The 26,021-nt window shown below is 72.0% G+C and carries 22 protein-coding genes and 1 tRNA gene; 11 read left to right on the top strand and 12 right to left on the bottom strand.

What is annotated here, in order from left to right:
• Nucleotides 1-87 precede the first annotated feature (87 nt).
• Nucleotides 88-738, bottom strand: coding sequence for an ANTAR domain-containing response regulator (locus ABD236_RS30565; RefSeq protein WP_344079287.1), 651 nt, complete (start codon nt 736-738; stop codon nt 88-90).
• A gap of 102 nt (nt 739-840) precedes the next feature.
• Here ABD236_RS30565 and ABD236_RS30560 point away from each other — a divergent pair.
• Nucleotides 841-913 (top strand) — tRNA-Leu (locus ABD236_RS30560).
• Between the two features lie 115 nt (nt 914-1,028).
• Here the strand turns inward: ABD236_RS30560 and ABD236_RS30555 are convergent.
• Together ABD236_RS30555 and pyk are read right to left on the bottom strand one after the other, a co-directional pair.
• Entirely contained in the window at nt 1,029-1,982 is a 954-nt protein-coding gene (locus tag ABD236_RS30555; protein WP_344079285.1) for a DUF4331 family protein, read from the bottom strand.
• A gap of 93 nt (nt 1,983-2,075) precedes the next feature.
• Nucleotides 2,076-3,512 (bottom strand): pyruvate kinase, encoded by a 1,437-nt coding sequence (pyk, locus tag ABD236_RS30550; RefSeq protein WP_344079282.1) that lies wholly within the window; start codon nt 3,510-3,512, stop codon nt 2,076-2,078.
• A gap of 239 nt (nt 3,513-3,751) precedes the next feature.
• Here pyk and ABD236_RS30545 point away from each other — a divergent pair, with 239 nt between their 5' ends.
• Together ABD236_RS30545 and ABD236_RS30540 are read left to right on the top strand one after the other, a co-directional pair.
• Entirely contained in the window at nt 3,752-5,893 is a 2,142-nt protein-coding gene (locus ABD236_RS30545) for an NPCBM/NEW2 domain-containing protein (RefSeq protein WP_344079280.1), read from the top strand.
• Between the two features lie 235 nt (nt 5,894-6,128).
• Complete coding sequence (locus ABD236_RS30540) at nt 6,129-7,928, top strand: bifunctional metallophosphatase/5'-nucleotidase (protein WP_344079278.1); 1,800 nt, start codon at nt 6,129-6,131, stop codon at nt 7,926-7,928.
• Here ABD236_RS30540 and ABD236_RS30535 read toward each other — a convergent pair whose 3' ends face one another.
• The 5 genes from ABD236_RS30535 to ABD236_RS30515 all read right to left on the bottom strand — a co-directional run bounded on the left by ABD236_RS30535 (nt 7,929) and on the right by ABD236_RS30515 (nt 14,655).
• Entirely contained in the window at nt 7,929-9,341 is a 1,413-nt protein-coding gene (locus ABD236_RS30535) for a lysine N(6)-hydroxylase/L-ornithine N(5)-oxygenase family protein (protein ID WP_344079276.1), read from the bottom strand. It abuts the gene before it with no gap.
• Nucleotides 9,338-10,702: a pyridoxal phosphate-dependent decarboxylase family protein gene (locus ABD236_RS30530; RefSeq protein WP_344079274.1), complete on the bottom strand. Its 1,365-nt coding sequence runs from the start codon at nt 10,700-10,702 to the stop codon at nt 9,338-9,340. Before ABD236_RS30530 ends, ABD236_RS30535 begins: the two co-directional genes overlap by 4 nt.
• Nucleotides 10,703-10,879: 177 nt before the next feature.
• Nucleotides 10,880-13,366, bottom strand: coding sequence for an aminopeptidase N (gene pepN / locus ABD236_RS30525; RefSeq protein WP_344079272.1), 2,487 nt, complete (start codon nt 13,364-13,366; stop codon nt 10,880-10,882).
• An 87-nt stretch (nt 13,367-13,453) separates the two neighbouring features.
• Nucleotides 13,454-13,756 carry a chorismate mutase gene (locus ABD236_RS30520; protein WP_344079270.1) on the bottom strand — a complete coding sequence of 101 codons (303 nt, stop codon included), beginning with the start codon at nt 13,754-13,756 and terminating at the stop codon, nt 13,454-13,456.
• Nucleotides 13,757-13,767: 11 nt separating this feature from the next.
• Nucleotides 13,768-14,655 (bottom strand): helix-turn-helix domain-containing protein, encoded by an 888-nt coding sequence (locus ABD236_RS30515; protein ID WP_344079268.1) that lies wholly within the window; start codon nt 14,653-14,655, stop codon nt 13,768-13,770.
• Between the two features lie 124 nt (nt 14,656-14,779).
• Here ABD236_RS30515 and ABD236_RS30510 point away from each other — a divergent pair, with 124 nt between their 5' ends.
• Nucleotides 14,780-16,543 carry a glycoside hydrolase family 35 protein gene (locus ABD236_RS30510; protein WP_344079266.1) on the top strand — a complete coding sequence of 588 codons (1,764 nt, stop codon included), beginning with the start codon at nt 14,780-14,782 and terminating at the stop codon, nt 16,541-16,543.
• 61 nt (nt 16,544-16,604) lie between these two features.
• Nucleotides 16,605-17,021: an enediyne antibiotic chromoprotein gene (locus ABD236_RS30505; RefSeq protein WP_344079264.1), complete on the top strand. Its 417-nt coding sequence runs from the start codon at nt 16,605-16,607 to the stop codon at nt 17,019-17,021.
• Nucleotides 17,022-17,338: 317 nt separating this feature from the next.
• On the opposite strand, the gene ABD236_RS30500 is transcribed toward ABD236_RS30505, so the two are convergent.
• Nucleotides 17,339-18,121 carry a S1 family peptidase gene (locus ABD236_RS30500; RefSeq protein ID WP_344079262.1) on the bottom strand — a complete coding sequence of 261 codons (783 nt, stop codon included), beginning with the start codon at nt 18,119-18,121 and terminating at the stop codon, nt 17,339-17,341.
• A gap of 265 nt (nt 18,122-18,386) precedes the next feature.
• Here ABD236_RS30500 and ABD236_RS30495 point away from each other — a divergent pair, with 265 nt between their 5' ends.
• The gene (locus tag ABD236_RS30495; protein ID WP_344079299.1) at nt 18,387-19,286 is read left to right on the top strand and encodes a hypothetical protein; all 900 of its coding nucleotides are present in this window, start codon (nt 18,387-18,389) and stop codon (nt 19,284-19,286) included.
• Between the two features lie 464 nt (nt 19,287-19,750).
• Here ABD236_RS30495 and ABD236_RS30490 read toward each other — a convergent pair whose 3' ends face one another.
• Nucleotides 19,751-20,140 (bottom strand): guanyl-specific ribonuclease, encoded by a 390-nt coding sequence (locus ABD236_RS30490; protein ID WP_344079260.1) that lies wholly within the window; start codon nt 20,138-20,140, stop codon nt 19,751-19,753.
• Between the two features lie 178 nt (nt 20,141-20,318).
• Between ABD236_RS30490 and ABD236_RS30485 the strand changes: the two genes are divergently transcribed.
• The gene (locus ABD236_RS30485) at nt 20,319-20,789 is read left to right on the top strand and encodes a MarR family winged helix-turn-helix transcriptional regulator (protein WP_344079258.1); all 471 of its coding nucleotides are present in this window, start codon (nt 20,319-20,321) and stop codon (nt 20,787-20,789) included.
• Nucleotides 20,790-20,837: 48 nt separating this feature from the next.
• Here ABD236_RS30485 and ABD236_RS30480 read toward each other — a convergent pair whose 3' ends face one another.
• Nucleotides 20,838-21,719 carry an SDR family oxidoreductase gene (locus ABD236_RS30480; protein WP_344079256.1) on the bottom strand — a complete coding sequence of 294 codons (882 nt, stop codon included), beginning with the start codon at nt 21,717-21,719 and terminating at the stop codon, nt 20,838-20,840.
• 1 nt (nt 21,720) lies between these two features.
• Nucleotides 21,721-22,500: an SDR family oxidoreductase gene (locus tag ABD236_RS30475; protein WP_344079297.1), complete on the bottom strand. Its 780-nt coding sequence runs from the start codon at nt 22,498-22,500 to the stop codon at nt 21,721-21,723.
• A gap of 55 nt (nt 22,501-22,555) precedes the next feature.
• Between ABD236_RS30475 and ABD236_RS30470 the strand changes: the two genes are divergently transcribed.
• From ABD236_RS30470 to ABD236_RS30455, 4 genes are read left to right on the top strand one after another with little or no spacing between them, the layout of a single operon-like run.
• Nucleotides 22,556-23,320, top strand: coding sequence for an enoyl-CoA hydratase family protein (locus ABD236_RS30470; RefSeq protein ID WP_344079254.1), 765 nt, complete (start codon nt 22,556-22,558; stop codon nt 23,318-23,320).
• Complete coding sequence (locus ABD236_RS30465) at nt 23,317-24,165, top strand: CoA transferase subunit A (protein ID WP_344079252.1); 849 nt, start codon at nt 23,317-23,319, stop codon at nt 24,163-24,165. The genes ABD236_RS30470 and ABD236_RS30465 overlap by 4 nt, the downstream gene beginning before the upstream one ends.
• The gene (locus tag ABD236_RS30460) at nt 24,162-24,896 is read left to right on the top strand and encodes a CoA-transferase subunit beta (protein WP_344079250.1); all 735 of its coding nucleotides are present in this window, start codon (nt 24,162-24,164) and stop codon (nt 24,894-24,896) included. Before ABD236_RS30465 ends, ABD236_RS30460 begins: the two co-directional genes overlap by 4 nt.
• A complete protein-coding gene (locus ABD236_RS30455) occupies nt 24,896-25,978 on the top strand; it encodes an NAD(P)H-dependent flavin oxidoreductase (RefSeq protein ID WP_344079248.1) in 1,083 nt (360 codons plus the stop codon). The genes ABD236_RS30460 and ABD236_RS30455 overlap by 1 nt, the downstream gene beginning before the upstream one ends.
• Nucleotides 25,979-26,021 lie beyond the last annotated feature (43 nt).

Here is a 26,021-nt window from a genome sequence, read left to right as displayed (position 1 = left end):
GTCGCGCGGTTCCCCGCGCCCCTGGGTACCTAGGGGCGCGGGGAACCGCGCGCTCAGCCACGGATCAGCCGCAGTCAAAGGCCGGGCCTAGCCGCGCGCCGCCTTCTTCTCCTGCGCGTCCTCGATGACCGCCTCCGCCACCTGCTGCATCGACAGACGGCGGTCCATCGACGTCTTCTGGATCCAGCGGAACGCGGCCGGCTCGGTCAGCCCGTACTGGGTCTGGAGGATCGACTTCGCGCGGTCGACCAGCTTGCGGGTCTCCAGGCGCTGGGAGAGGTCCGCGACCTCCTGCTCCAGCGCCTTCAGCTCGGTGAACCGGGACACCGCCATCTCGATCGCGGGCACCACGTCGCTCTTGGAGAACGGCTTCACCAGGTACGCCATCGCCCCGGCGTCCCGGGCCCGCTCCACCAGGTCGCGCTGCGAGAACGCGGTGAGCATCAGGACGGGCGCGATGGAGTCCTTGGCGATCTGCTCGGCGGCCGAGATACCGTCCAGGACCGGCATCTTCACATCGAGGATGACCAGGTCGGGCCGGTGCTCCCGGGCCAGCTCGACGGCCTTCTGCCCGTCTCCCGCCTCGCCGACGACCGCGTAGCCCTCTTCTTCGAGCATCTCTTTGAGGTCGAGGCGGATGAGGGCCTCGTCCTCGGCGATGACGACACGGGTCGTCAGCGGCGGGACGTGCGACTGGTCGTCGTCGGCGACGGGCTGGGGCGACTCGGGGGCGGTCACGGGGGCTCCTAGGTGCGGGGCAAGTACTGCTTCCCAAGAGCGTACCCAGCTGCGGTAAGGTGTGGTCACGGCGGGTAGCCGCCTACCTTTGGTTCCAAGGATGCCCCGGTAGCCCAGCGGTAGAGGCAATGGTCTCAAACACCATCCAGCGTCGGTTCGAATCCGACCCGGGGTACTTTTCGTGCGAATCCATGGTCACGCACCGTTGAGGTTCCGGCCCCCGTCGCACGCTCTTCCCCCTTCCTTCCGGTACGACCGGGCCCCCGCCCGTACGACAGGGGCCCGGGGCCTCAGTGCGGGGTGCCGAGGTAGGGGAACTCCGGGAGCAGGTCCGTGTGCGGGCCGATGTGGTCCGTGGGGATCTTCCCGCCGGAGATCATGGCCAGCCGGGCCGAGGTGACGTCGTCCGTGAGGGTGCGCCCGTTGGGGTACGCGACGGGCTTGCTCCGGTCGAGGCGCAAGATGTCGGGCAGCACCGTGCGCAGCGCCTCTTCGGCGAGCTCCTCCGAGTAGCCGCCGGTGTGCCGCAGGACCGCCGTCCAGGGGGCGCGGTAGGTGTCCCAGTCGTCGGCCGGTTCGCCCGCGTTGTACGCGTCCTTGACCTCCTCCGCGTTGAAGTACGCCGTGAGGGAGGGGTGCGCGCCCCGGTCCACCGACGTCAGGGCGCCCTGCTGGTGGACGCTGACGCGGGCCCAGACGCCGATCACCGGGTCGGCGCCGAGTTCGGCGTCGGGCACTTCCAGGACGATGCCGAAGACGTTCTTGTCGGCGCCCCAGTCGACGCCGGTCCACTGGAAGTCCTTGACGATGCCGTCGAGGTCGGCGAAGAAGGGGTCGCTGCGCAGCCCGGCCGAGACCAGGTACTGGCCCGCCTCGGTGACCAGCGGCCGGGGGCCGAAGCTGACGGGCGCGTCGGTGAACAGCGGGGTCCCGGCGGCCTCGTGGGCGCGGGCCTCGGCGCCGGTGGCGCGGTGGACGGTGAGGGTCTGCTCCCCGTCGTCGGCCGGGTCGGAGAAGGTGAAGCTGTAGGCGATGTCGGCCCGGTGGTCGCCGTCGGTGTCGATGTTGAGGCGGTAGACGGCGTCCGGGTGGAAGGCCCGGCCGCCGGTGGGGGCGATCGGGTTGACGTTCATGACGAGGACGGTCCGGCCGCCCGGGACCGTGAACGCGAACACGTCGGTGAGGTCGAGGCGCGCGTCGTCCATGGGTGAGCGCAGATGCGGCCCGCTGAGGTGATGTGACATGGCGTCAGCGTGGCGGCGGGGCCCGGCACGGGGCCCCGAGGCCGGGCCGTCAGGTCATCCCTTCGGCCCGGCCGGGTCCCCGGTGCGGGCGATTCAGCCGGTGGGGCTGTCGTCCTCGCCGATGTGGTGGACGCGGACCAGGTTGGTCGAGCCGGGGACGCCGGGCGGGGAGCCGGCCGTGATGACCACGGTGTCGCCGCGGCGGCAGCGGCCGATCTTCAGAAGTTGTTCGTCGACCTGGGCCACCATCGCGTCCGTGGACTCCACGTGCGGCCCGAGGAAGGTCTCCACGCCCCAGGTGAGGTTGAGCTGGGAGCGGGTGGCCGGGTCGGGGGTGAAGGCGAGCAGCGGGATCGGCGAGCGGTAGCGGGAGAGCCGCTTGACGGTGTCGCCGGACTGGGTGAAGGCCACCAGGTACTTGGCGTTCAGGAAGTCGCCCATCTCGGCCGCCGCGCGGGCCACCGCGCCGCCCTGGGTGCGGGGCTTGCTGCGTTCGGTGAGCGGCGGCAGGCCCTTGGCCAGCACGTCCTCCTCGGCCGCCTCGACGATGCGGCTCATCGTACGGACGGTCTCCACGGGGTACTTGCCCACGCTGGTCTCGCCGGAGAGCATCACCGCGTCCGTGCCGTCGATGACCGCGTTGGCCACGTCGCTCGCCTCGGCCCTGGTGGGGCGGGAGTTGTCGATCATCGAGTCCAGCATCTGGGTGGCGACGATGACCGGCTTGGCGTTCCGCTTGGCGAGCTTGATGGCCCGCTTCTGGACGATCGGGACCTGTTCGAGGGGCATTTCGACGCCCAGGTCGCCGCGCGCCACCATGATTCCGTCGAAGGCCGCGACGATGTCGTCGATCCGGTCGACGGCCTGCGGCTTCTCGATCTTTGCGATCACCGGGACGCGGCGGCCCTCCTCGTCCATGACGCGGTGGACGTCCTCGATGTCCCGGCCGCTGCGGACGAAGGAGAGCGCGACGATGTCGGCGCCGATGCGCAGGGCCCAGCGCAGGTCCTCGACGTCCTTCTCGGAGAGCGCGGGCACGGAGACGGCGACGCCGGGGAGGTTGAGCCCCTTGTGGTCGGAGACCATGCCGCCCTCGACGACGCGGGTGCGCACCCGCGGGCCCTCCACGCCGACGACTTCCAGCGCCACCTTGCCGTCGTCGACGAGGATGCGCTCACCGGTGGTGACGTCGTCGGCGAGGCCGGAGTAGGTGGTGCCGCACAGGTGCCGGTCGCCCTCGACGTTCTCGACCGTGATGGTGAACTCGTCGCCGCGTTCAAGCAGTACGGGTCCCTCGCGGAAACGCCCGAGACGGATCTTCGGGCCTTGAAGGTCCGCGAGCACTCCGACGCTGCGACCCGTCTCGTCGGACGCCTTGCGCACGCGCTGATAGCGCTCCTCGTGGTCGGCGTACGTGCCGTGGCTGAGGTTGAAGCGGGCGACGTCCATTCCGGCCTCGACCAGTGCCTTGATCTGGTCGTACGTGTCGGTGGCGGGCCCCAGGGTACAGACGATCTTTGCTCGACGCATGCTTCGAGCCTAGGCCTTACCGGCCGGTAGAGAATTGGTCCGGCGTGACTACTCAACAACCTTTGCATGAAGGGTTATTGACAACTGTTGAATTGTGCGCCGGGGTGCTCCGATGAGCGGGAAGCGCCCTGTCCGGGACCCGGCGCAAAGCCTTGACATGTTCAGGCAGCGACGCTGGAATATGTTCGTTTTCGTTCGAGCTCGTTGAATTCTGCGCCCCTACCTCGACGGAGCCGCACATGTCATCGCTGCCGAAGTCCAGAACGACGTTAAGAAAACGGGCCGGCGCCGCACTCGCCGCACTCCCCCTGCTCGCCGGCGGCCTGGTCGCGCTGGCCGCCACGGCCGCGCCCCCGGCCGCCGCCGTCGACAACGGCCTGGCCCGGACCCCGCAGATGGGGTTCAACAACTGGAACTCCACGCACTGCCGGGCCGAGTTCAACGAGACGATGGTCAAGGGGATCGCCGACACCTTCGTCTCCCAGGGCCTCAAGGACGCCGGGTACACCTACGTCAACCTCGACGACTGCTGGGCGATGCCGAACCGGGACGCGAGCGGCAACCTCGTCCCCGACCCGGTCCGCTTCCCGCACGGCATCAAGGCCGTGGCCGACTATGTGCACTCCAAGGGGCTGAAGTTCGGCCTCTACTCCAGCGCGGGCACCAAGACCTGCGACGTCCAGGGCTTCCCCGGCGGCCTCGGCCACGAGCAGCAGGACGCCGACCTCTGGGCCTCCTGGGGCGTCGACTACCTCAAGTACGACAACTGCAACAACAACGGCGTCGACGCCAAGCAGCGCTACAAGGCCATGGGCGACGCGCTGGCGGCCGCCACCCGCTCCACCGGCCGGCCGATCCTCTACAGCATCTGCGAGTGGGGCTCCAACCAGCCCTGGACCTGGGCCCCGGCGGTCGGCAACTCCTGGCGGACCACCGGTGACATCAGCGACTCCTGGTCGAGCATGATCTCCATCGCGCACCAGAACCAGTCGCTGGCGCCGTACGCCGGTCCTGGCGCCTGGAACGACCCCGACATGCTGGAGGTCGGCAACGGCGGGATGACCGACACCGAGTACCGCACCCACTTCAGCCTCTGGTCGCAGATGGCCGCGCCGCTGCTGATCGGCAGCGATCTGCGCACCGCGAGCGCCGCCACGCTCGCCATCCTCAAGAACACCGACGTGATCGCGGTGGACCAGGACCCGCTCGGCAAGCAGGGCACGGTCGTCTCCAGCTCCGGCGGTCTTGTCGTGATGTCCAAGCCGCTGGCCGACGGCGGCCGTTCGGTCACCCTGACCAACGAGACCACCTCGACGAGGACGGTGTCCACGACCGTACGGGACATCGGCATCGACGGGGCGTCCTCGTACGCCCTCAAGGACCTGTGGTCCAAGGCCACCAGCACCACCACCAGCGCCATCAGCGCCTCGGTGCCCGCGCACGGCACGGTCATGTTCCGGGTGACCCCGGGCAGTCCGGTGCCGCCGCCGACCGGGGTGAACCAGCTGAGCGATCTGCCGTGGACGTCGGCGGTCGGCGGCTGGGGCCCGGTGGAGCGCGACCGCAGCAACGGCGAGCAGGCGGCGGGTGACGGGCGCGCGCTCACCATCGGCGGTGTGGTGTACGCCAAGGGGCTCGGCACGCACGCCCCCAGCGAGATCGCGTACTACCTGGGCGGCGCCTGCTCCTCGCTCGGGGTCGACGTGGGCGTCGACGACGAGGCGGCGACCACCGGATCCGTACGGTTCCAGATCTGGCGCGACTCCACGCTGGTCGCGGACAGCGGGGTGCGCACGGCCGCCGACCCGGCCAAGCATCTCAGCGCCGACCTCAGGGGCGGCGCCAAGCTGCGGCTGGTCGTCACCGACGGCGGGGACGGCATCCGCTACGACCACGCCGACTGGGCCGACGCGAAGCTGGCCTGCGGCGCGGGCCCCTCGGCCGGTACGCACGAGGTGAGCGATCTGGCCTGGTCGGCCGCCACGAACGGGTGGGGGCCGGTCGAGAAGGACCGGAGCAATGGGGAGCAGGCCGTCGGTGACGGGCGTGCGCTCACCATCGCCGGTGTGGTGTACGCGAAGGGGCTCGGCACGCATGCGGCGAGTTCTGTCACGTACTACCTGGGGGGCAGCTGTTCCTCGCTGAGCACCGCGGTGGGTGTGGATGACGAGGTGACGACCAAGGGGTCCGTCGTCTTTCAGGTGTGGCGGGACGGGGCGCTCGTGGCCGACAGCGGGAAGCTCACGACCGCCGATGCGGCGGAGCGGTTGTCCGTCGATCTGACGGGTGCGCTTGAGGTGCGGCTTGTCGTCACCGACGCGGGGGATGGCGTCGACTATGACCATGCGGACTGGGGTGGGGCGCGGATTGTCTGTGGCTAGTTCTCGTCTGCGGGCCGTGGGGGGCTGGTCGCGCAGTTCCCCGCGCCCCTAAAAGCAAGGGGGTACTGCTGGCCCCGGGTGGCAAGGTCGCTCGGGGCCGTCGGTTTTTCGTGGTCATCCGATCGAAACCTGGCAGGGGTGTTGCGTGGGGGCTGTTCTGCGCCAAAATCCTCTGGACCTTCTACGCGCGTCGAGGACGTCTACGCGCGTAACACACCGTCAGGGAGTACATCACATGCCGCTGAACCGTAGGACGTTCCTGGGCACCACGGCCGCCGCCGGAGCCGGTGCGGCCATAGCCGGGGGTGCCGCCGTCCCCGCCGAGGCCCACGAGCACGGCCGCGGGCGTGCGCCGAAGCGGTACTCGTTCAGCGTCATGGGCACCACCGACCTGCACGGCAACGTCTTCAACTGGGACTACTTCACGGACAAGGAGTTCGACGACAAGGCCCACAACGACGTCGGCCTCGCCAAGATCTCCACGCTCGTCGAGCAGGTCCGCAAGGAGAAGGGCCGCCACAACACCCTGATGATCGACGCGGGTGACACCATCCAGGGCACCCAGCTGTCGTACTACTACGCCAAGGTCGACCCGATCACGGCCAAGCACGGCCCGGTGCACCCGATGGCGCAGGCCATGAACGCCATCGGCTACCACGCCGCCGCCCTCGGCAACCACGAGTTCAACTACGGCATCCCGGTGCTGCGCAAGTTCGAGGAGCAGTGCCGCTTCCCGCTGCTCGGCGCCAACGCGCTGGACGCCAAGACGCTGAAGCCGGCCTTCCAGCCGTACGTCATCAAGCGGCTGTGCACCCCGCACGGGCGGGACGTGCGCGTCGCCGTACTCGGCCTCACCAACCCCGGCATCGCCATCTGGGACAAGGCCAACGTCAGCGGCAAGATGGTCTTCCCGGGCCTTGAGGAGCAGGCCGCGAAGTGGGTGCCCAAGCTGCGCTCGATGGGTGCGGACGTGGTGGTCGTGGCCGCCCACTCGGGTTCCTCCGGCACCTCCTCGTACGGCGACCAGCTGCCCTACATCGAGAACGCGGCCGCGCTGGTGGCCCAGCAGGTGCCGGGGATCGACGCGATCCTGGTCGGGCACGCGCACACGGAGATCCCCGAGTACCGCGTCGCCAACAAGCAGACCGGCAAGGAGGTCGTCCTCTCCGAGCCGCTGAAGTGGGGGCAGCGGCTGACCGTCTTCGACTTCGACCTGGTGTGGGAGAAGGGCCGCTGGACGGTCGAGAAGGCGGGCGCCAAGGTCCTCAACTCCAACACCGCCCCCGAGGACCCCAAGATCGTCCGGCTGCTCTCCGACGAGCACAAGAAGGTCGTGGCGTACGTCAACCAGGTCATCGGCACCTCGAAGGCGGCGATGTCCACCGCCGAGGCGGCCTGGAAGGACGAGCCGATCATCGACCTGATCAACGCGGTCCAGGTGGACACGGTGAAGGCGGCGCTCGCGGGCGGCGCGTACGCGGCCCTGCCGGTGCTGTCGCAAGCGTCCTGCTTCTCGCGCACGGCCGTGATCCCCTCCGGGCAGGTCACCATCAAGGACGCGGCGGGGCTGTACCCGTTCGAGAACACGCTCGAGGCGCGGGTGCTCACGGGTGCGCAGCTCAAGGACTATCTGGAGTTCTCGGCGCGGTACTACGTGCAGACGCCGGCCGGGGCGCCGGTCGACCCGGCGAAGCTGACGAACGCGGACAACACGCCCGACTACAACTACGACGCGGTGTCGGGCCTGGTGTACGACATCGACATCGCGAAGCCGGCCGGCTCCCGGATCGTGAACCTCACCTTCCAGGGCAAGCCGCTGGACCCCGCCGCGCAGTTCGTGCTCGCGGTGAACAACTACCGCGCCAACGGTGGCGGCAACTTCCCGCATGTCGCCAAGGCGAAGCAGGTGTGGGCGAACTCCGAGGAGATCCGCAACACGATCATCGCGTGGGTGAAGGCGAAGGGTGTGGTGGACCCCGCCGCGTTCGCCTCCGTGGACTGGAAGCTGGTCCGGGACGGGGTTCCCGTCTTCTGATCAGCCCTCGAGGGGGATCAGCCCGCCCGGCGCCTTGGGTGCCGGGCGGGTCTGTTCCTGCTGGGCGAGGCCGAACGTCGTGAACGCCGTCCGGGCGGGCAGGGGGTAGGGCTCCTTGCCCGTCAGGGTGTTCAGGATCGTCGCGCTGCGCCAGGCCGCCAGGCCCAGGTCGGGGGCGCCCACGCCGTGGGTGTGCTTCTCGGCGTTCTGGACGTAGACGGCGCCCGTGACCGAGCTGTCCAGGACCAGCCGGAAGTCCTCGTCGACGCGCGGGCGTTCGGAGGAGTCCAGCCGCATATAGGGGTCGAGCCCGGACAGCATGCGGGCCAGCGGGCGCTCCCGGTAGCCGGTGGCGAGGACCACCGCGTCGGTGGTCAGCCGGGAGCGCACGCCCTGCTGGGCGTGTTCCAGGTGCAGCTCGACCTTGGTGGTGGCGACCCGGCCCGCCGTACGGACGCCGACCCCGGGCGTCAGGGTCGCGTCCGGCCAGCCGCCGTGCTGGGTGCGGCGGTAGAGCTCGTCGTGGATGGCGGCCATGGTGTCCGCGTCGATGCCCTTGTGGAGCTGCCACTGGCGGGGCACCAGCTCGTCGCGTACGGGCTCGGCCAGCGCGTGGAAGTAGCGGGTGTAGTCCGGGGTGAAGTGCTCCAGGCCGAGCTTGGAGTACTCCATCGGCGCGAAGGTCTCGGTGCGGGCCAGCCAGGTGATCCGCTCGCGGCCCGGCGGGCGGTTGCGCAGCAGGTCGAGGAAGACCTCGGCGCCGGACTGGCCGGAGCCGACGACGGTGATGTGGTCGGCGGCGAGGAAGCGGTCGCGGTGGTCGAGGTAGTCGGCCGAGTGGATCACCGGCACCGCGGGCGCGTCCGCGAGCGGCCTGAGCGGCTCGGGCACATAGGGTTCGGTGCCCACGCCCAGGACCAGGTTGCGGGCGAAGGCGCGGCCCAGCGCCTCGGCCTGGCCGTGCGCGTCGAGCTGGGTGAAGTCGACCTCGAACACCTCCCGTTCGGGGTTCCAGCGCACCGCGTCCACCTGGTGTCCGAAGTGCATCCCGGGCAGGTTCTCGCTGACCCAGCGGCAGTACGCGTCGTACTCGGTGCGCTGGATGTGGAAGCGCTCGGCGAAGTAGAACGGGTACAGCCGCTCGCGGTGGCGCAGGTAGTTGAGGAACGACCAGGGGCTGGCGGGGTCGGCGAGGGTCACCAGGTCGGCCAGGAACGGCACCTGGAGGGTGGCGCCCTCGATGAGCAGGCCGGGGTGCCAGTGGAAGGCGCGGCGCTGTTCGTAGAAGGCGGTCGAGAGGCCGCCGGGCACACCGTGGGCGAGGGCGGCGAGCGAGAGGTTGAACGGGCCCACTCCGATGCCCACCAGGTCGTGCGGGCGGTCGATGTCTTGGACGGGTGCCGGTGCGGTCATCGCGGGGTGCTGCCTTCCACGGTCTTGAGGAGCTGTGCCAGGTCGCCGGTGGTGGTGTGGGGGTTGAGCAGGGTGGCCTTGAGCCACAGGCGCCCGTCGGCGCGGGCCCTGCCGAGGACGGCCCGGCCCTCGGTGAGCAGGGCGCGGCGGATCCCGGCGACCTCGTCGTCGGTGGCGCCCGTCGGGCGGAACAGGACGGTGGAGAGGGCGGGCTGCTCGTACAGGTCGAGCGCGGGGTGGTCCGCCACGAGGGCGGCGAAGGACCGCGCGAGGGCGAGGGTGCGGTCGACCAGGTCCGCGAGGCCGGTGCGGCCGAGGGCGCGGAGGGTGACGGCGATCTTCAGTACGTCCGGCCTGCGGGTGGTGCGCAGGGAGCGGCCGAGGAGGTCGGGCAGGCCCGCTTCGGTGTCGTCGTCGGCGTTGAGGTAGTCGGCGGTGTGCGCGAGCGGGGCGAGGCGGGCCGGGTCGCGGACCGCGAGCAGCCCGGCGGCGACCGGCTGCCAGCCGAGTTTGTGCAGGTCGAGTGTGACGGAGTGGGCGTGTTCGAGACCGCGCAGCCTGTCGCGGTGGGTGTCGCTGAAGATCAGGGGCCCGCCGTAGGCCGCGTCCACGTGCAGTTCGGCGCCGTGCCGGGCGCACAGCGCGGCGATCTCGGGGAGCGGGTCGACGGCGCCGGTGTCGGTGGTGCCGGCGGTGGCGACGACCAGGCTGGGGCGGTGCAGAGCGGTGAGGGCCTCGTCCAGGGACGCCGGGTCCAGGGTGCCCGCGGGCGCCGGGACGGTGACCGGCTCGGGCAGGCCGAGGAGCCAGGCGGCGCGGGAGAGCGAGTGGTGGGCGTTGGCGCCCTGGACCAGTTGGACGGCGCCGTGGCGTTCGCGGGCCAGCAGCAGGGCGAGCTGGTTGGACTCGGTGCCGCCGCTGGTGACCAGCGCGTCGCCGCCCGGCCAGAACTCGGCGGCCAGCGCCCGGGTGACCAGGGCTTCGAGCTCGGCGGCCGCGGGGGCCTGGTCCCAGGAGTCGAGGGACGGGTTGAGGGCGCAGGCGGCGAGGTCGGCGGCCGCGGCGAGGGCCAGCGGCGGGGTGTGCAGATGGGCGGCGCAGCGCGGGTCGGCGGGGTCGGCGGCGCCCTCCGCCAGCGTCCGGACCAGGGTGCTCAGCGCCTCCTCGGCACCGGTGCCCCGGGACGGGAACACCTCGCCGACCGCGGCCGCGACCCGTACGGCCACCGCCTCGGGTCCGCCGTGCGGCAGCGGGCCGCCCCGGCCCACGGCGCCCTCGCGCAGCGCCGCCAGGACGACGTCGAGGAGGGGGTGCAGGGCACAGGGGCCGGTGGGGCCGCCGGCGAGGGGCGGGGTGTGCATGGGCGGGGGTCCTTCGGGTGCGCGAACGACGGCCCCACCAGCGTGGAGCGTCCCGGCGCGGTGGAGCCGCCCTGCTGGGCGATCTCAACCCGAAAGTGGTACGAACCCCCGGAGGCGGGGCGCCCGGGGATGGCGCGCTGGTATGGACGCGCCACCCCCGGGGCCCGGCGGCCCGGGTCAGGCGTCCCGTACCGCCAGGGCCCGGCGCAGGTCGTCGACCTGGTCGGTCAGCTTGCGGCGCAGGGCCGGCAGGAGGTCGTCGCGGGACAGGCACGCCTCGCCGAGCGCCACCGCCTCCGCGTCGACCGCGAAGTGCGGGAAGGCGTGGCGCCCGGCCGCTTCCGCGATGGCGGGGCCGCGCCGGTCGGCGAGCGGGACCGCGTCCACATAGAAGGCCGCCACGTACTCCCGTACGAGATCGGCCTGTTCGGGCTGCCAGAAGCCCTGGGCGGTGGCCGTGAAGAGGTAGTTGGAGAGCGTGTCGCCCTCGAACATCGCGGTCCACGCGGCGGCCTTCGCGGACGGATCCGGCAGCGCGGCGCGGCAGCGGGCCGCGCCCTCCTCGCCGGTGGCGCTGGGGTCGCGGGCCAGCTCGGCGGCGATCTCCGCCTCGGTGGTCGCGCCCAGCACGGCGAGGCGGTTGAGGATGCGCCAGCGCAGCTCCGGGTCGAGCTCGGGGCCGCCGGGAACGCTGCCGTCGGCCAGCCACTCCTGGATGGTGTGGGGCTGGGCGGCGCAGTCGACGAAGTGGCGCACGGCGGTGAGCCGCAGGCCTGGGTTGTCGCCGTCCTCGGTGCGCCGGATGAGGTCGCGGGTGAGCTCGCCGAGCAGCGCGAGGGCGGCGGGGCGGGCGCCATCGGCGAGGTAGCGGTCGGCGACGTGGGCGGAGGCGAAGCCGAGGACGCCCTGGACGACGGCGAGGTCCGACTCGTACGGGAGGTGGGCGCGGGCCGCCTCCAGATAGGCGGCGGGCGGCAGCTGGCCGTCGCGGACCATGTCGCGGGCCGCGTTCCACACGACGGCGCGGGCGAGCGGGTCGGGCAGTCCTGACAGGGTCCGCAGCGCGGTCTGCCACGACTCGGCGTCCAGGCGCACCTTGGCGTAGGAGAGGTCGCCATCGTTGAGGAGCACGAGCGCGGGGCGGGCGCCGGGGCGGGTCAGGGGCGCGCCCGGCACGTCGATCTCGAAGCGCTCGCGCAGCACCAGCCGGCCGGGGCTGGCCGGCTCGATGTCGTACGCGCCCACCGCGATCCGGTGCGGGCGGTCGCCGTCCTGCTCCACGGCGAGCGTCCAGCCGCCCTCGGCCTCGCCGACCACCGGGGTCAGGGTGTCCACGCCGGTGGTGCGCAGCCACTTGTCGGCCCAGGCGTGCACATCGCGGTCGGTGGCGGAGGCCAGGTTGTCGATGAAGTCGGCGAGGGTGGCGTTGCCGAACTTGTGCCGCTTGAAGTGGGTGTTGATGCCCGCGAGGAAGTCCTTCTCGCCCATCCAGGCCACCAGCTGGCGCAGCGCGGAGGCGCCCTTGGCGTAGGAGATGCCGTCGAAGTTGAGCATCGCGGAGGCGGTGTCGGGCACGGCGTCCGGGTCGGGGGCGACGGGGTGGGTGGAGGGGCGCTGGTCGGCGTCGTAGCCCCAGGCCTTGCGGGCGATGCCGAAGTCCACCCAGGTGTCGGTGAAGCGGGTGGCCTCGGTGAGGGTCTGGTAGCCCATGTACTCGGCGAACGACTCGTTCAGCCAGATGTCGTCCCACCAGCGCAGCGTGACCAGGTCACCGAACCACATGTGCGCCATCTCGTGCGCGACGACCATGGCGCGGGTCTGGCGCTCGGTGTCGGTGACGGCGGAGCGGTAGACGAACTCGTCGCGGAACGTGACCAGGCCCGGGTTCTCCATGGCGCCCGCGTTGAACTCGGGCACGAAGGCCTGGTCGTAGGAGTCGAAGGGGTAGGGCTCGTCGAACTTCTCGTGGTAGCGGTCGAAGCACTGCCGGGTGATCTCGAAGAGCTCGTCGGCGTCGGCGTCCAGGTAGGGGGCGAGCGAGCGGCGGCAGTGCAGGCCGAAGGGCAGGCCGGCGTGCTCGGTGGTGACCGAGTGCCAGGGGCCGGCGGCGAGCGCCACGAAGTAGGTGGAGAGCAGCGGGGTGGTGGCGGCCTTCCAGCGGCCGCCGCCCTGGTGCTCGGTGATGCCGTTGGCGAGCACGGTCCAGTTCTCGGGCGCGGTGACCGTGAGGTCGAAGACGGCCTTGAGGTCGGGCTGGTCGAAGGCGGCGAAGACGCGCTGCACGTCCTCCATGAAGAGCTGGGTGTAGAGGTAGGTCTCGCCGTCGGCGGGGTCGGTGAAGCGGTGCAGCCCCTCGCCGGTGTGCGAGTACGACATCTCCGCCTCGACGCGCAGCTCGTGCGCGCCCTCGCTCAGCCCGGTGAGGGCGAGGCGGTTGCCGGCGAGGGCGGCGGGGTCCAGCGGCTGCCCGTCGAGGCTGACCGAGCGCAGGGTGGCCGGCTTGACCTCGACGAACGTGTCCCCGGCCGCGTGTGCGGTGAAGTGAATGACGGTCTGGGAGTCGAAGGTCTCCTCGCCGGTGGTGAGATCGAGCTCGATCTCGTACCGCTGGACGTCGAGGAGCCGGGCACGGGTCTGCGCTTCGTCGCGCGTCAGTACGGACATGGGGGCCATGCTGCCCGATGCCACCCCGTCCGCACAGCGGGATGGGGTTGCGCTCTCAGCGCACGCGACGGCGGGGCGCGCGGCGGCTCACGAGGACTTGGCGATCGTCTCGTGGTGCCTGATCACCTCCGCGATGATGAAGTTCAGCAGCTTCTCGGCGAAGGCCGGGTCCAGCTTGGCGCTCTCGGCGAGCCGGCGCAGCCGGTCGATCTGCTGGGACTCGCGGGCCGGGTCGGCCGGCGGCAGCTTGTGCTCGGCCTTGAGGTGGCCGACCTGCTGGGTGCATTTGAAGCGCTCGGCGAGCATGTGGACGACGGCCGCGTCGATGTTGTCGATGCTGTCCCGCAGGCGCGCGAGCTCCGCCTGCACGGAGGGGTCGATCGTGGTCATGGTCGTCGAGCTTACGTGGCCGGGCCCGGGATCGTCGGAGGGTGTTCAGGATCCGGGATCCTGCTGCTCCAGCCGCCGGGGACGGCCCGGCCCTGCTGCTCGCGGAAGCGCACCGGGGCGGTGCCGACGCGCCGGGTGAACAGGCGGGAGAAGTAGGCGGGGTCGTCGTAGCCGACCCGGCGGGCCACGGCGGCGACCGGCAGCTCGGTGGCGGCGAGCAGCTCCTTGGCGCGGCCCAGCCGGATGCCGAGCAGATAGTCCTTGGGGCTGCACCCCGCGCCCCGGCGCACCGCCGTGCGCAGCTCGGCGGGGGTCATCCCGTGCCGGGCGGCGTGCTCGGCCACCGACAGCGGCTGGAAGGCGTCGCGGGCCAGCGCCTGGAGGACGGGGTCGCCGTCGGGGGCCAGGTCGGCGCGGGCGCGGCGCAGCGCGACGAGGAGCTCATGGACGGCGGCGCCCGTCTCGACCTCCAGGAGCGGGTTGCCCCGGCGGGCGGCCCGCGCGATGCGGCCGACGGCGGCGCGGGCGCCCGCCGTGTCGGCGAGCGGCACGACCGGCCGCTCGGGCTCGATGTAGCCGAGTTCGGTGTACGTGGCGGTGGCGGGCCCGGTGAAGTCGACGAAGGACTCGTCCCAGCCGGTGACCGGGTCGGGCCCGTAGTGGTGCGGCACGCCCGGGGTGAGCCAGAGCAGCGCGGGCGCGGTGACGGTGATCCGCTCCCCGTCCGCGCCCCGGAACCAGCCGCCGCCCGCGCCGATCACCACGGCGACGTGGTGGTCCAGGGTGCGCGGGCCGACGGTGGGCAGCGTGCCGTACTGCATCCCGACGCCCAGGCAGACCAGACCGAGCCGGTGGTGGAGCTGGCTCGGCGTGAAATAGCGCATCCAGGTGTGGTACATGCCGCTTCCGCCGCCTCCCGTCCCCCCCTTTGCGTCCAATCAGCGCCGATCTTTGTCCATGGACCGGCGCCCGCGCCAGGGGCGAGAGTGGCGGCGGTGGGAGAACGAGAGACGGGCGGGGCCGGTGGCTGACTTCACCGTGGGTGAGAAGGACTTTCTGCTGGACGGACGGCCGGTGCGGCTGCTGTCCGGGGCGCTGCACTACTTCCGGGTGCACGAGTCCCAGTGGGGCCACCGGCTCGCGATGCTGCGGGCGATGGGGCTGAACTGCGTCGAGACGTACGTTCCGTGGAACCTGCACGAGCCCGCGCCCGGGCGGCTCCGGGACGTGGCGGCGCTGGGCCGGTTCCTGGACGCGGCGCACGCGGCCGGGCTGTGGGCGATCGTGCGCCCCGGCCCGTACATCTGCGCCGAGTGGGAGAACGGCGGGCTGCCGCACTGGCTGACGGGGGCGCTCGGGACGCGGGTGCGCACCCGGGACGCGGAGTACCTGGGGCATGTGGAGCGCTGGTTCCGGGCGCTGCTGCCGCAGGTCGTGGAGCGCCAGGTCGACCGGGGCGGCCCGGTGCTCATGGTGCAGGTGGAGAACGAGTACGGCAGCTATGGCTCGGACCAGGTGTATCTGCGGGCGCTCGCGGACCTGCTCGGCGAACTGGGCGTGAGCGTACCCCTGTTCACCTCCGACGGACCCGAGGACCACATGCTCAGCGGCGGCTGTCTGCCGGGGGTGTTGGCCACCGTGAACTTCGGCTCGGGCGCCGCCGAGGGCTTCGAGGTGCTGCGCCGCCACCGGCCCTTTGGGCCGCTGATGTGCATGGAGTTCTGGTGCGGCTGGTTCGAGCACTGGGGCGCGGAGCCGGTGGTGCGGGACGCCGGGGAGGCGGCGGGGGTGCTGCGCGAGATCCTGGAGTGCGGCGCGTCCGTCAACCTCTATATGGCTCACGGCGGCACCAGCTTCGCCGGGTGGGCGGGCGCCAACCGGGACGGCGAGGAGCATCTGGGCACCCTGCGGCCGGACGTCACCTCCTACGACTACGACGCCCCCATCGACGAGTACGGCCGCCCGACGCCGAAGTTCTGGGCGTTCCGTGAGGTGCTCGGGGCGTACGCGCCGGGGCCGCTGCCCGAACTCCCGCCCCCGCCGCCCGTGCTGGGCGCCCCGGTCACCGTGCCGCTGACCCAGTGGGTGGCGGCCGAGGACGTGCTGGCGGCGCTGGGGTCGGCGGAGGAGGTGTACGCGGTGCCGCCGACGTTCGAGGAGCTGGACGTGGACCGGGGCGTGGTGCGCTACCGGTTCGAGGTGCCCGGGCCCCGGCAGCCGTATCCGCTGCGGGTGCGGGGGCTGCGCGACCGGGCGGTCGTATACGTGGACGGGGTGCGGGCCGGGGTGCTCACCGAGGACGACGCGGTGCTGCCGGAGCCGGTGGCGGGGCCCGCCGTGGTCGAGCTGTGGGTGGAGTCGCTGGGGCGCGTCAACTACGGGCCGAGGCTCGCCGAGCCCAAGGGAATCACCGGCGGGGTGCTGCACGAACGGCAGTTCCTGCACGGCGTACGCGCGCGTGGCCTGCGGCTCGACGCGTTCGACGAGGTGCTCGGCGACGCGGAGCGAATCCGGCGGCTGCCGTTCCGTTCAACTGCGGAGGCGGGCAGGGGACTGTTTCGCGGCACCTTCGAAGCCCCCGTTCCGGGTGATGCGCGCCTCGAACTCCACGGCCTGGTCCGAGGTTTCGTCTGGGTGAACGGCTTCAACCTCGGGCGTTATTGGAATACCGGTCCGCAGCGTTTTTTTCACGTCCCCGGAGCGGTACTGCGGGATCAAGCCAACGAAGTATGGGTGTGGGAGCTCGAAGTTGAGAGCGCAACGGGTGCGGAAGTGAGGTTCCACTAACCTCGAAGAGCGCCAAAGAAAGCGCGTTCCATCCTTTCCGACGCACCCTTTTGAGGTTGACATGAAGGATCTCATCACCCGATCCCGCATCGCCAAGTTGGCCGCCTCTGGAGCCGCCGTGGCAGCCACCCTGCTGCTCGCCACTCCCGCGTCCGCCGCGACCGCGATCTCGCTGACCCCGAACACGGGGCTCTCCGACGGGCAGACGGTCTCGGTCACGGCTTCCGGCTACACGCCCGGCGCCGCCGTGAACGTGGGCGAGTGTGCCTCCGCCACCGTCTGTTCCGGCGACGTCAAGTACCTGACCGCCGACGCCAACGGCGCGATAGCCGTGGACCTCCAGGTCAAGAAGGCCTTCACCGCCAAGGACTGGTCCACTGGCCAGGACGTCACCGTGGACTGCGCCGCGGTGCAGTGCAACGTCACGGCCTGGGAGCAGACCACCGGGAACACCGTCCAGACCATCTCCTTCACCTGATCCCACGGCCACCGGGCCCCGAGCCGGAGCCGCCCCGTCCCTTCCTCCGGGGCGGGGCGGCTCCCGTTCATATGGCAGCGCTTACTCCTGGGCCCGGCCTTTGTCTGCGGGTGAGTGGTCGGTTGCTCGCGCAGTTCCCCGCGCCCCTTTGGGGCCCGGTCTTTTGTCTGCGGGTCGTGGCCTCTTCTCGCGCAGTTCCCCGCGCCCCTGAAAATCTGTGGCTGAGCTGAGTTCTCCGGCTGCGGGCTCCTACCTAGGGGCGCGGGGAACTGCGCGACCAGCCCACCACCGGGCCGCAGACGAAGCCCGGGCCACCGCTACAGCGTCGACGCCGCCTTCGCGATGTCCGTCGCGAAGGTCGAGACCTCGCTGTACACGCCCGGATAACCGGGCTCCGCGCAGCCCTGGCCCCAGCTCACGATGCCGACCTGGATCCACGCGTTGTCGTTGTCCTTGCGGAACATGGGCCCACCGGAGTCGCCCTGGCAGGTGTCGACGCCGCCCTGCTCGACGTACCCCGCGCAGATCTCGTCGCTCGGGACGAGGTCACTGCCGTACGCCTGCTGGCACTGGGCGTCGGAGACGAACGGGACCGTCGCCTTGTACAGGTAGCGCTGCTGGCCGCCGCCCTCGCGCCGCGCGCCCCAGCCGGCGACGGTGAAGGTGCCGCTGTTGAACTGGGTGGTCGTGGCGATCTTGAGGGTCGGCTGGCTGACCGGCTGGGCGAGCTTGATCAGCGCCCAGTCCTTGCCCTTGCCGTTGTAGCCGGGCGCCTGGAGCACCTTGGTGGAGCGCACCTTGACGGCGCTGCTGCTCTGGAGGTCGACGACACCCGTGGTCGCGGTGATGGAGGTGTTGGCGCCGGAGCCGTCCACGCAGTGGGCGGCGGTGAGGACGATCTGCTGGGTGTAGAGGGCGCCGCCGCAGCCCATGGAGAGGCGGACCATGAACGGGAACTCGCCCTGGGCGGCGCGGGTTCCGCCGACCACGGGCGTGGGGGACGCCGTGGCGCCGGTGGCGGGCTGGAGGGTGAACGCGGCGACGGTGACCGCCGCGACGGCTATACATCTCTTGAGCGCACGCACGAATGTGTTCTTCAAGGGACTGCCCTTCGTGGGGGGTTGGACGTCCGCACGCCGACACGCCTGGGGATGACATGGGCGCGTCAATGCGCGTGCTGTGGATTATCGGAGCCCCCCGGGCCGCCGACAAGGATTGCATTCCGGCCATGCGCGGGGCGGCGGGGTGCCGTGGACGCCTCGTACAGTGGAGGCCGGTTCACCGTCGTACGGGGGTGACAGCGTGGCCCACGAGAGTGCGGACGGGTCCGGCGCCGGGTCTCGTCCCGGGTCCCGGCCCGGCCGTGTGTCCAGCCCGGTCGTCCATGGCTTTCCGCACCTCGACACCGTACGGGCGGCGATCACCGCGCTGTACCGACGGCTGTCGTACGACGGGATCCAGGGGTACGCGACGAGCGTCCTGCCCGCCGACGTCGCCTTCGCCGACCACGACGACCTCCACCTCGGCGCCCAGCGGGTGGCCCGGGCGCTGGTCCAGCATCTGCATCTGCCGGACGCGCGGATGATCGTCGGGTTCCGCGAGATGCGGCACGCGGCGGCGGTCGAACTCGCGGCGGGGCCGGAGTACTTCATCGAGCTCAACGACCGCTTCCGCGGCCACCGGCGGGACATCGGGGCGGCGCTGGCGCACGAGATCACCCATGTGCTGCTGCACCGGCTGGGCCTGGAGTTCCCCGGGACGCGGGACAACGAGATCCTCACGGACACGGTGACCACGTATCTGGGGGCGGGGTGGCTGCTGCTCGACGCGTTCCGGGAGGACGGGGTGTCGAGCCAGAAGCTCGGGTATCTGACGCCGGAGGAGTTCGGCTACGTCCTGGCGAAGCGCGCGGCCGTCTTCGGCGAGGACCCGTCGCCGTGGTTCACCAGCCCGCAGGCGTACCCCGCGTACCGGGCGGGCCAGGCCCTGGCCCGACGCGACGAGCAGCAGCCGCCGCTGGTGGGGGCGGGGTGGGCGGGGCGGGTCCGGTACGCGCGGGAGCGGCGGGCGGCGCGGGAGGGGGGCGGGGCAGGGGCCGGACTGGGGTCCTCCTCGGCTGGGCCGTACTCCTTCGAGGGGGTGGGGGACGGGTTGCGGGTGTGCTTCTCGTGTCCTACGTGCGGGCAGCGGAACCGGGTGGGGGTTCGGGGGAGGGTGCGGGTTCGGTGTGGGGTGTGTCGGGCGGTGCTGACCTGCGATACGTAGCCCCCACCCCGCCCGTTCCCTAAACCCGCCGGGGGTGGGGACGCCTTGGGCCCGGCCTTCGTCTGCGGGTGAGTGGTGGGTTGCTCGCGCCGTTCCCCGCGCCCCTTCTTGGCCCGGCCTTCGTCTGCGGGTGAGTGGGTGGTTGCTCGCGCAGTTCCCCGCGCCCCTGAAAACCCTCGGTCGTCTGCGGGCCTTGGCCTCTTCCCACGCCGTTCCCCGCGCCCCTTCTTGGCCCGGCCTTCGTCTGCGGGTGAGTGGGTGGTTGCTCGCGCCGTTCCCCGCGCCCCTGAAAACCCTCGGTCGTCTGCGGGTCGTGGTCGCTTCTCGCGCCGTTCCCCGCGCCCCTGGAAGCCTGGGGCTGAGCTGAGTTCTCCGGCTGCCGGGGACTACCTAGGGGCGCGGGGAACTGCGCGAGCAACCCACCACTCAGCCGCAGACAAAGACCGGGCACAAGACGCGCGGTGTCAGCAGGTGAAGTCGACCAGGTCGAAGGTCGCGTAGTGGTCCGAGGTGTAGTAGTCCTCGTGGGACTGGCGGCCGGTGACGATGCGGCGGGCGCCGCGCGTGGAGGAGCCCGGGGTCTTCACCGTGTACTCGTGGTAGTAGCCGCTCGACTGCGACGGCAGCACCTGCTCGCGGTTGGAGAAGACGGTGCCGTCCTGCGCGTACGGGAACGGGCCGCCCGTGTCGATCAGCCGCAGCGTGTCGTACGCCTGCGAGGGCAGCTCGGAACGGCAGATGCTGCCGGCGCTCCGGACGGAAGCGGTCGAGGCGGTCGCGGTCGGGCCGAGCAGCAGGGCGGCGGCGACCGTCGCGATCGCGCCGAGCGTGGTGAAACGTGGGGGGATTCTCATGCGGCCCATGATGACGCGCGTAGATCGGCCGCCGTCAACACCAACTCGATTGAATTTCCTATGAGTTAACCTGCGGCACCGCCCCGTAACCGAGCCGTTCGACGCTCTTTGCCCTCATGGACAGATTTTGGCCATTCTTTCGTTTTGGCGAACTAATGGCCTTGCTACTCTCCCCGCCATGGACCACAGCCTCGCTGCCGACCGCGCCAAGGCGGTCGAAGACCTTCTCCACGTGGCGCGCGAACACAGCGGCGTCACGGTGATGTTCCACACCGCGGTAGCCGAAAGGCAAGGCCTGGGAGCCTCCGAATCGAAGACGCTCGATCTGCTGGAACGGTTCGGTCCGCTCACCGCGGGGGACCTGGCCCAGCACACGGGCCTGGCCCCCGCCTCCGTGACCGGCCTCGTCGACCGCCTGGAGGCCAAGGGGTTCGTCCGGCGCGCCAAGCACCCCACCGACAAGCGGCGCGTCCTCATCGAGATCCGCTGGGAGAACATCGACGGCCTGAAGCGGTTCTTCGTCGACTGGTCCCACGAAGTGGCCGATTTCTGCGAGGAGTTCACCACGGAGGAGCTGAGGACCGTGGTCCGCTTCCTGGCCGGGAACAGCACCCTCCAGCGCGAGGCGGCGGCCCGGCTCGGCCGCTAGCCACCCCCACCCCGGGCGCACGCACCCGCCGCACGTCGTCCCCGCCCCTCACCCCGCCCCGTACACCGCTCCCGGCGCCTCGGCCTCCCCCAGCAGCCGTCGCGCCGCCTCCCCCGCCTCCGCCGGGGTCCACCGGGCCCCCTTGTCCGCCGTCGGGCCCGGGCGCCAGCCCTCCATCACCGTGATGCGGCCGCCCTCCGCCTCGAAGACCCGGCCCGTCACGCCCTCGCTCGCCGCCGACCCCAGCCACACCACCAGCGGCGACACGTCCTCGGGCGCGGCCGCGAGCGAGGTGAAGACCTGCTCGGTCATCCGGGTGCGCGCCGCCGGGGCGATCGCGTTGACCTGGACGCCGTAGCGGGCGAGCTCCGCCGAGGCCACCAGGGTGAGGCCGACGATCCCGGCCTTGGCCGCCGCGTAGTTCCCCTGGCCCACACTGCCGAGCAGACCCGCCCCCGAGGTCGTGTGGACGACCCGGGCGACCGGGCGGCGGCCCGCCTTGGTCTCGGCGCGCCAGTGCGCCGCCGCCTCCCGCAGCGGCAGGAAGTGGCCCTTGAGGTGGACCCGCAGCACCGCGTCCCAGTCGTCCTCGTCGAGGTTGACCAGCATCCGGTCGCGCAGGAAGCCCGCGTTGGCGACCAGTGTGTCGAGCCGGCCGAAGTGGTCGAGGGCGGTCTCCACCAGGGAGGCCGCGCCCTTCGCCGTGGCGATGTCGCCGCCGTGCGCGACCGCCTCGCCGCCCGCCGCGCGGATCTCGGCGACGACCTGCTCGGCCGGGCTGCCGGGGCCCGGCGCCCCGTCGAGGCCCACGCCGAGGTCGTTGACGACGACCTTCGCCCCCTCGGCCGCGAACGCCAGGGCGTGCGCGCGGCCGAGCCCGCGCCCGGCCCCGGTCACCACGACGACCCGCCCCGCACTCATGTCCGTCATCTCAACTCCCCTGCTGTTCCGGTGGTTTGTTGGCGGTGGCCGCGTCCAGGAACGCGGGGCGCTCGCCGCCCCCGTGCACCAGGAGGGACGCGCCGGTGATGTACGCGGCCCGGGCGGAGGCCAGGAAGACGGCCGCCTCCCCCACCTCGTCCGGCTCGGCGAGGCGGCCCAGCGGCACGGTCCTGGCGACGGCCGCGACGCCCTTCTCGTCCCCGTAGTGCAGCCGCGCGAGCTCAGTGCGGACCATGCCGAGGACGAGCGTGTTGACCCGCACTCCGGGCGCCCACTCCACCGCCATCGAGCGGGCCAGGTTCTCCAGACCCGCCTTGGCGGCGCCGTACGCGGCGGTCCCGGGCGAGGCGCGGGTCCCGCTGACACTGCCGATCATCACCACCGAGCCGCCGGACGCGCGCAGATGCGGGTACGCGGCGAGCGAGGCGGTGAGCGGCGCCGTGAGGTTGAGCTCCAGTACGCGCGCGTGGCGCTCGGCGGACGACTCCCCGAGGAGGCGGTAGGGAGTGCCGCCCGCGTTGTTGACGAGTACGTCCAGGCGCCCGTACTCCGCCGCGACCCCGTCGAAGAACTCCCGTACGGCCAGGGGTTCGCGCAGGTCGAGCGGGCGGAACCCGGCCCTGCGGCCCGCCGCCTCGACCGGCTCCGGCGGCGGTCTGCGGGCGCAGACCACCACCTCGGCGCCCGCCGCCAGGAACGCCCGCGCGATGCCCGCGCCGACGCCCCGGGTGCCGCCCGTGACGACCGCCGCCTTCCCGGCCAGCTCCATCCGCGCTACCTTCCTCACCTAACAAATGTTTGGTGGAAAGGTAGCTGATCCGCCCATGGGTGTCTCCACCACCGCCCCCGAGAAGGGGATCCGTCTCGTCACCGTCGACTTCCCGCCCGTCAACGCGCTGCCCGTGCACGGCTGGTACGAGCTGGCCGACGCCGTGCGCACGGCCGGGCGCGACCCCGGCGCCCGGTGCGTCGTCCTGGCCGCCGAGGGGCGCGGCTTCAACGCGGGGGTCGACATCAAGGAGTTGCGGCGCGACCCCGGCCACGACGCGCTCATCGGCGCCAACCGGGGCTGCTACGAGGCCTTCGCGGCGGTGTACGAGTGCGAGGTGCCGGTCGTCGCGGCGGTACAGGGGCACTGTCTGGGCGGCGGGATCGGCCTGGTGGGCAACGCCGATGTGCTGGTCGCCAGCGAGGACGCCGTCTTCGGGCTGCCGGAGCTGGACCGGGGCGCGCTCGGCGCCGCCACCCACTTGGCCCGGCTCGTCCCCCAGCATCTGATGCGCGCGCTCTACTACACCTCGCGTACGGCCACGGCCCGGGAGCTGCTGGCCCACGGCTCGGTGTGGCGGGTGGTGCACAGGAGCGAACTCCTGGACGCCGCGATGGAGTTGGCCCGCGAGATCGCCCGTAAGGACGGCACTCTCATCCGGCTCGCCAAGGCCGCCATCAACGGCATCGACCCCGTCGACGTCCGCCGCAGCTACCGCTTCGAGCAGGGCTTCACCTTCGAGGCGGGCCTGAGCGGAGTGGCCGCCCGGATCCGCGACAGCTTCGGCGAGGAGCCGGGGAAGGGCAGGGAGCGGTCATGACCGACAAGACCATGACGCCCGAGGACGTCGTCGCGCGGCTGCGCAGCGGGATGACCCTGGGCATCGGCGGCTGGGGCTCGCGCCGCAAACCGATGGCGCTGGTGCGGGCGCTGCTGAGATCGCCCGTGACGGATCTGACGGTCGTCTCGTACGGCGGCCCGGACGTCGGGCTGCTCGCCGCCGCCGGGCGCGTCCGCAGACTGGTCGCCCCCTTCGCCACCCTCGACTCCATCCCGCTGGAGCCGCACTTCCGCGCGGCGCGCGAGACGGGGGCGTTCGCCCTCACCGAGATCGACGAGGCGATGTTCATGTGGGGGCTGCACGCGGCCGCCAATCGGCTGCCCTTCCTTCCGGTACGGGCCGGGCTCGGCTCGGACGTGATGCGGGTCAACCCCCAGCTGCGGACGGTGACCTCGCCGTACGAGGACGGGGAGACGTTCGTGGCGGTGCCCGCGCTGCGCATGGACGCGGCCCTGGTCCACCTCAACCGCGCCGACCGGCTGGGCAACGCCCAGTACCTGGGCCCCGACCCGTACTTCGACGACCTGTTCTGCGAGGCCGCCGACAGCGCGTACGTCTCCTGCGAGCGGCTGGTGGAGCCCGGCGGCTTCGCGGACGCCGTCCCGCAGACGCTGCTCGTCCAACGCCACTCGGTCACGGGCGTCGTGGAGGCGCCGAACGGCGCGCACTTCACCTCGTGCGTGCCGGACTACGGGCGCGACGAGCCGTTCCAGAAGCTGTACGCGACGACGCCGTGGGAGGACTTCGCCGTGCGGTTCCTCTCGGGGCCCGACGAGAAGAGCTACCAGTCGGCCGTGCAGGCCTGGCACGAGGAGGTCCGATGAGCGGTCCGGCCGTCAGCCGCGCCGAGTACTGCGTGATCGCCTGCGCCGAGGCGTGGCGGGGCGACGGGGAGGTGCTGGCCAGCCCGATGGGGCTGATCCCGGCGCTGGGCGCGCGGCTGGCCCGGCGCACCTTCGCCCCGGACCTGCTGCTCACCGACGGCGAGGCGACACTGGTGGGCGCCGAGGGGGCGGCGGAGGGCTGGCTGCCGTACCGGCGCCATCTGACCCTGGTCACGGGGGGCCGGCGGCACGTGATGATGGGCGCGAGCCAGCTCGACCGCTTCGGCAACCAGAACATCTCCTGCATCGGCGACTGGGCCGCGCCCGTGCGCCAGCTGCTGGGGGTGCGCGGCGCCCCGGTCAACACCCTGAACAACCCGGTGAGTTACTGGGTTCCGCGCCACTCGCCCCGGGTGTTCGTGCCCGCCGTCGACATGGTGTGCGGCGTCGGCTACGACCGGGCGGCGGCGGCCGGGGCCCGCTACCACCGCATCCCCCGGGTGGTCAGCGACCTCGGCGTCCTGGACTTCGCCACCCCGGACCGCACGATGCGGCTGGCGTCGGTGCACCCCGGGGTGACGGTGGAGCGGGTGCGCGAGGCGACGGGCTTCACGCTGGCGGTGGAGGAGGACGAGGTCCCGTACACACGCGACCCCACACCCGAGGAACTGCGGCTGATCCGCGAGGTCCTGGATCCCGAGGGGCGGCGCGAGGCGGAGGTCCGGAGCTGATGGAGACGGCGCTGACCCGGCTGGTGGGGGTGCGGCACCCGATCGTGCAGACCGGCATGGGGTGGGTGGCCGGGCCCCGGCTGGTGTCGGCCACCGCCGAGGCCGGGGCGCTGGGCATCCTCGCCTCGGCGACGATGACGCCCGAGGTGCTGCGCGCGGCGGTACGGGAGGTCAAGTCCCGTACGGACGCGCCGTTCGGGGTGAATCTGCGGGCGGACGCGGGGGACGCGCGGGAGCGGGTGCGGATCATCGTGGAGGAGGGGGTGCGGGTGGCGTCCTTCGCGCTCGCGCCCTCGCGGGAGCTGATCGCTCAGCTCAAGGACGCGGGCGTGGTGGTCGTGCCGTCCGTCGGGGCGCGGCGGCACGCCGAGAAGGTGGCGGCGTGGGGCGCGGACGCGGTGATCGTGCAGGGCGGGGAGGGCGGCGGGCACACCGGGGAGGTGGCGACGACGGTCCTGCTGCCGCAGGTGGTGGACGCGGTGGACATCCCGGTGGTGGCGGCCGGGGGCTTCCACGACGGGCGCGGTCTGGTGGCGGCGCTGGCGTACGGGGCGGCCGGGGTCGCCATGGGCACCCGGTTCCTGCTCACCTCGGACTCTCCGGTGCCGGACGCGGTGAAGGCGCGGTATCTGGCGGCGGGGGTGTCGGATGTGACGGTGACGCGGGCGGTGGACGGGATGCCGCACCGGATGCTGCGCACGGAGCTGGTGGCGTCGCTGGAGCGCGCCGGGCGGGTACGGGCGCTGGGGCACGCCGTACGGCACGCGTCCGCCTTCCGCTCCCTGTCCGGCCTGTCCTGGCCCCGCCTCGTCCGCGACGGCCTCGCGCTGCGGCACGGCCGGGACGTGACATGGAGTCAGATACTGCTGGCCGCGAACACGCCGATGCTGCTGCGGGCGTCGATGGTGGAGGGGCGGGTGGAGGCGGGGGTGATGGCGTCCGGGCAGGTGGCGGGGGTGATCTCGGATCTGCCGAGTGTGGGGGAGCTGGTGGGGAGGGTGATGGGGGAGGCGGAGGCGACGCTGTCGTCACTGCGGGGTCTTGGCCCCACCCCGCCCCTCCCCGAAACCCTCCGGGGGTGAAGCGTCGCCTGCGGGGCGCCCCCTGAAGGGGCGCGGGGAACTG

This window comes from Streptomyces crystallinus, from assembly GCF_039521265.1.
Taxonomy (GTDB): Bacteria; Actinomycetota; Actinomycetes; order Streptomycetales; family Streptomycetaceae; genus Streptomyces; species Streptomyces crystallinus.
The sequence above is the reverse complement of the archived record's forward strand: the minus strand, read 5'-3'. Positions and strand labels throughout refer to the sequence as shown.